Annotated in this window: 6 protein-coding genes and 2 pseudogenes; all 8 read left to right on the plus strand. The window is 64.5% G+C overall.

Translation table 11 applies throughout. The annotated features are described in order from the left end of the window. The first annotated feature begins 133 nt into the window (after positions 1-133). The gene (locus ACIQ3B_RS17810; RefSeq protein WP_397404982.1) at positions 134-511 is read left to right on the plus strand and encodes an ABC transporter ATP-binding protein; all 378 of its coding nucleotides are present in this window, start codon (positions 134-136) and stop codon (positions 509-511) included. A 30-nt stretch (positions 512-541) separates the two neighbouring features. Next, positions 542-1,753, plus strand: coding sequence for an ABC transporter permease (locus tag ACIQ3B_RS17815; protein WP_397404972.1), 1,212 nt, complete (start codon positions 542-544; stop codon positions 1,751-1,753). 45 nt (positions 1,754-1,798) lie between these two features. Beyond that, positions 1,799-2,092 (plus strand): annotated as a pseudogene (locus ACIQ3B_RS17820) (IS30 family transposase); the annotation flags it as partial. Positions 2,093-2,116: 24 nt separating this feature from the next. Beyond that, positions 2,117-2,263 (plus strand): annotated as a pseudogene (locus ACIQ3B_RS17825) (IS481 family transposase); the annotation flags it as partial. A 188-nt stretch (positions 2,264-2,451) separates the two neighbouring features. Continuing rightward, a complete protein-coding gene (locus ACIQ3B_RS17830) occupies positions 2,452-2,958 on the plus strand; it encodes a cupin domain-containing protein (RefSeq protein ID WP_397404974.1) in 507 nt (168 codons plus the stop codon). A 121-nt stretch (positions 2,959-3,079) separates the two neighbouring features. Further along, entirely contained in the window at positions 3,080-3,487 is a 408-nt protein-coding gene (locus ACIQ3B_RS17835) for a glycine zipper 2TM domain-containing protein (RefSeq protein WP_397404976.1), read from the plus strand. Between the two features lie 68 nt (positions 3,488-3,555). After that, positions 3,556-4,587 carry an aldo/keto reductase gene (locus ACIQ3B_RS17840; RefSeq protein WP_397404978.1) on the plus strand — a complete coding sequence of 344 codons (1,032 nt, stop codon included), beginning with the start codon at positions 3,556-3,558 and terminating at the stop codon, positions 4,585-4,587. Between the two features lie 342 nt (positions 4,588-4,929). Continuing rightward, positions 4,930-5,286, plus strand: coding sequence for a hypothetical protein (locus ACIQ3B_RS17845; protein WP_397404980.1), 357 nt, complete (start codon positions 4,930-4,932; stop codon positions 5,284-5,286). The last annotated feature ends 95 nt before the right edge of the window (positions 5,287-5,381 follow it).

The following is a 5,381-nucleotide window of genomic DNA, read 5'->3' on the forward strand; positions in this document are numbered from 1 at the left end:
GCTGCGACAGCCGGGCATTCTTGTGCACGTTCATCCGACCCTCTCCTGAGACCCTGTAGCTTCACAACCACAGCTTCCCCGGTCCGGGCCGGATGGACAACCTATTGAGAGCTCACATCTAGACAATGTCGCGCTGCCATTACTCTACCGCGGCGCACCGCGGGCGGAGCGGCGCGACAAGGCGGCCAGGCTCCTGGAAAAACTCGGCTTGGCCGAGCGCCTTTCGCACAGGCCAACCCAGTTGTCAGGCGGACAGCAGCAACGCGTGGCGATCGCCAGGGCCTTGGTCTGCGAACCCAAGTTGCTGTTGGCTGATGAACCCACCGGCGCGCTCGACACAGCGACGTCTATTGAGGTCCTAGCGCTGTTACGTGGCCTGTGCGCAGACGGGCTGACGCTCATCGTGGTGACCCACGACGCCGACGTCGCCCGCGATGCGGGGCGACGGATCCAGTTTCGCGACGGAGCGATCATCGCCGATGACGGCGTCACGCCGTCCGGGCAGGTCTAGCATGAGCCGGCCCTTATGATGTCTGGCTCGATGTTCCTGGAGAACTTGCGGCTGGCGTTGGCGTCGATCGCGAGCAATCGCCTTCGCGCGACGTTGACCGTTCTCGGCGTTCTGGTCGGCGTGTTCTCCGTGACCCTGATCGTCTCCCTAGGGCGCGCGGTGGAAAGAGAGATATCCGGCTCCCTGCATTCCTTGGGTGTGAGCATCGTGTTCGTCTATGCCACGCCCGACGCCGCGATGACCTCGAGCAACATGCTGCTCACCGAACGAGATGCAGAAGCGATCGCATCCGGCGCGGCCGACGTGTTGAGGACAGCGGTTGTGGTGTCGGGCCAGGTCCGCGCGCTGGCCGGCGGCGCGAGCACGGACACGACCCTCCGTGGCGTCGACGCCCCATACTTTGACATTGCGCGATTGGCGCTCATCGAGGGAGCGGCCTTTTCCGCGGCTGATGTCCGCGCGTGCGCCAATGTCGTCGTGCTGGGGAAGACTGTCACGGATGCGCTTTTTCCCGGCGGTAGCGCGGTTGGGCGCCGGGTCCGCCTCAACGGGGTGACGGCCGTCGTCATTGGCGTGGCCACTAGTCCAGGCGGGGCCGCGTCCGGCGACCCGAACGATTTTGCGCTGATGCCGGTTTCCACGGCGCGGCAGCGCCTCGGCGTCGGTGGCGGCTCGACCGGCCGCTCGGTCAACATGATCCTGGTCGAGCTTCCTGAAACCACCGATCTGTCTCAGTCCAGCGAAGAGATATCCAAGTTGCTCAAGGCCAAGAAGCGCGTGAGCGACAGCGTCACCGCACCATTCGGCGTCTCCACAACCGAGGAATTTAGCCGCGCGACATCGTCGGTACTGGCGATCCTGCAGGGTTTCCTCGTCGCCGTCGCCTCCATCAGCATCGTTGTCGGGGGCATTGGCATCACCAACATCATGCTGGTGACGGTCACCGAGCGAACACGGGAAATTGGACTACGAATTGCCGTGGGGGCCAGCGAGCGCGACATCATGGGGCAATTCCTGACGGAGTCGGCCCTGCTCTGTACGATTGGCGGAATGTCCGGCGTCATCCTGGCGGGTGTCGCCGCCGCGATCATCACGATGGCCACGAAGATCACCGTCACCACACACCTGGCGCATGTCGCGATGGCCTTCGCGCTGTCCGTGCTCATTGGCGTGCTGGCCGGATATCTGCCGGCGCGAAAGGCCGCGCGGTTAGACCCGATCGAAGCGCTCAGGCGAGAATGACAATGGTGGGAAAACAAAGATGCGTCGGCTCATAGCGCTCGCCAGGTCCAGCTCATGCCCGATCAGCTCATGCGTACCCTGACCTGGGATCGCGGATCGGAACTGACCCGGCATGCCCGCTTCACCATGGCCACCAACGTCCAGGTCTATTTCTGCGATCCTCATAGCCCATGGCAACGCGGCAGCAACGAGAACACCAACGGACTCTTGCGCCAATACTTCCCCAAGGGCGCGGACCTGTCAGACATCAGCCAGGAACAACTCGACGCCGTCGCCCGGGAGCTCAATACCCGACCCCGAAAAACCCTCGACTTCGAAACACCCGCAGATGTATTCTAAACTGCTGTTGCGCCGACCGGCTGAGACCGCCTGGTCGTCGCTTTCCGCAAACACACGCTGCTGCCTCTGGATGACTGTCTCTACGCCTTGCAGGCGACGATCCCGCACCTGACGCGCTCGTCCTTGCACCGCTGCTTGCAACGTCACGGGATCAGCCGCCTGCCCGAGCTCGCCTTCGCGGAGGTGATGGCGCTGCCGCCGAGGGCGCTGATGGCGACCTAAGGGCAATATGCCGACGCCGGTTTTGATGTGCTGACGCACTTCGCCTGAGACGTTTCGGCGGCAGCTTTCCGGACTGCACGAGACGGGTTCCAGCGGTGCTATAGGCAGGTCAGCCCTTTGGAGGAGACACACACACCATGCGCGCGATGGCCATGACGGCGGCGATACTCGGTCTTGGCCTGACCCTGGCGGCGGGCCCGGCCCTGGCCCAGGCGGCGGCGCAAGCGGCCCCCGCGCCAATGAACCTGTTCGCCACTTCGGCGCAGATGCAGGCCCTGATCGCCAACGCCCGCAAGATTCGCCCTCCCGGCCAGCCGGCGTTCAATCAGCGGATCCTGACCCTTGCGCCCTATGCCGCCAACCTCGAGCACCGGACCGCCACCGCCCCGCCCAGCGTCCACGAGGCGCACGCAGAGCTTTTCTACGTGGTTGAAGGCGCCGCGACCCTGATCACCGGCGGCAAGCTGGTCGACGAGAAACGCACCAATGGGACCAACCTCACCGGCGCCGCCATCGCCGGCGGCGAGCCACGGCCCATAGCCAAGGGGGACGTCTTCCTCGTCCCGCAGAATACCCCGCACCAGATCGTCGACCCGAAAGGCGGCGAGGTAATCCTGATCAGCATGCACGTGCCGCGAAGCTAGCCTTTGGTCATGGCGCACGCCCCGGTCGGCGGTCGTGGCCGACCCTGGTGTGCGGCCAGCCGCGGTGGTGGAACCAACTGGACGCAGCCGGGTTTGCGGGAGGTCACAGGAACCCTCCGCCATGAACATGAAATCGATTGCCCTTGCCGCTGCCGCGGCCGTCGCCCTGGCCGGGTGTGCGACCGATGGGAGCTATGACGGGACGTCCCGCACCTGGCGTCAGTACGACTACAACCGCCCCGATCCGGCCTATGGCGACTATGATGCCGGCCGCTATCACCGCGAAGGCAAGCCACAGCGCGAGCGGCAGCTATCCGCCAACGAACGCATCTATCGCGGCAAGGACGGTCAGTACTACTGCCGACGCTCCGACGGCTCGACGGGCCTGATTGTCGGCGCGTTGGCCGGCGGCGTTCTGGGCAATGTGATTGCGCCGGGCGGCTCGGAGGTCTTCGGGACGATCCTGGGCGCCGGCGCCGGGGCGCTGGCGGGCCGCGCGATCGACCGCAAGAGCGCGCGCTGCCGATAGGCCGTTTCGGGCTGGCGCGGGTCCGCCACCCGCGCCTATCCTGATCGCAAAGCGGTCAGGGGACGAGAATGCTCAAATCGGTGCAGCTGGGGCGGAACAGCGGGTTGATGGTGTCCCGGCTGTGTCTGGGGACCATGAATTTCGGCGAGCCGGGCAGGGGTCACCAGGGCGACTGGACGCTGGGGATCGATGACGCCCGGCCGCTGTTCAAGGCGGCCATCGACAAGGGGCTCTACTACTTCGACTGCGCCGACATCTATGGGGTGGGGGCCAGCGAGAGCGTGGTGGGGGCGCTGCTGCGCGAGCTGCTGCCGCGCGATCAGTATGTGCTGACCACCAAGATTTCCAATCCGATGGGGCGAAACCCCAACCAGGGCGGGCTGTCGCGCAAGCATGTGATGGAGGGCGTCGACGCCAGCCTGAAGCGGCTGGGCGTGGACTATGTGGACCAGCTGATCATCCACCGGCATCCGCAGGGGATTGCGGGGCACGAGAGCTCGCCCATCGAGGAGACGATGGAGGCGCTCAACGACGTGGTGAAGGCGGGGAAGGTTCTGTACCTGGGCGCCTCGTCGATGTTCGCCTGGCAGTTCGCCGAGTTGCAGCTGACCGCGCAGATGAACGGCTGGGCGCGGTTTGTCTCGATGCAGAACCACTACAACCTCGTCTATCGCGAGGAAGAGCGCGAGATGAACCCCTATTGCGTGAAGAGCGGGGTGGCGATCACGCCCTGGTCGCCGCTGGCGCGGGGCATATTGGCGGGGGCCTATCAGGGCGGGTTCGGCGGCGGGGCCACGGCGCGCTCGCAGGGGCGGGACCGGATCCGGACGGAGAGCCTCTATCACGGAGACGCGGTGTTCGACATCGCCGCGCGAGTGATGGAAACGGCCGACAAGTACGGCAAGGCGCCGGCGCAGATCGCGCTGGCCTGGCTGTTGAGCAAGCCCGGGGTGACAGCGCCGGTGGTCGGCGTGTCACGCGTGGAGCAGCTGGAGCAGCTGGTGGCGGCCACCGACATCGAACTGGCGGCCGAGGACGTCGCCTATCTGGAAGAGCTGTACCAGCCGGTGCAGAACCTGTTGACCATCGGATCGTCGTGAGGGGTAGGAGAGCGGATGGTATGCATCTGATGCGACGCAAGGCGTTGGAGGGGAAACAATGACGTGATGGTCCTGCGTATGGCAATTTGACAGCCGACGAGCGCAGTCTTATTTGTTGTCTGCCCACCATACCGGCCGTAGCGGACGGTTTGATCACTTGATCACGGTGTGCGATCAGGACGGCCCCTCCGAAGGAGGGGCCGTCTGTCTATCGGGCATCTAATTGGCCGATGGGGCGCTATACTTGGACGAAGCGGGTGTAACCGACGCTCACACCATTCCCGTCGCGCCTGGTCAGAGCCCAGTATTCTGTCTTGCCGGGGTTGCGTTGCCGTTGGCGCGGTGGCGCGGTGGCGCGAGTACGACCGCCAGTACCTGTATCTCAAACGAAAGTTCTTTGCGGTCGAGATCGATCAGTCGTCGAAAATCGATGCTGTGTGGGAGGTCAAAGGCGCCAGCCTACTCGGGCCCAGAAACGCCAGTTCCGAGCGCAATAGGGCGTTCACCTATAGCGTCCTCGACCTTATCAAGGACTTTGACGGGCGCATCTTTGGCGTCAGCCTCCTCAAGGGCGTAGTCAATCCGACGCCGAAGACGACCATTTACACGAAGGCGCTGCAGATACTGGCCGAGCGCTATGATCTGTTTCTGCGCGAGGCGGGTTCGTCGGGCTGCATGAACCTAGAGCGTCGTGCCTGAATCGGGAATCGAAGGATTCCCAAATCTGACGAAGCGTGATTCACCGTGGATGGAGGTGGATCATGGGCAAGAGCTATTCGATGGACCTGCGCGAG

Origin of the sequence: Phenylobacterium sp. (assembly GCF_044358365.1) — a bacterium.
Taxonomy (GTDB): domain Bacteria; phylum Pseudomonadota; class Alphaproteobacteria; order Caulobacterales; family Caulobacteraceae; genus Phenylobacterium.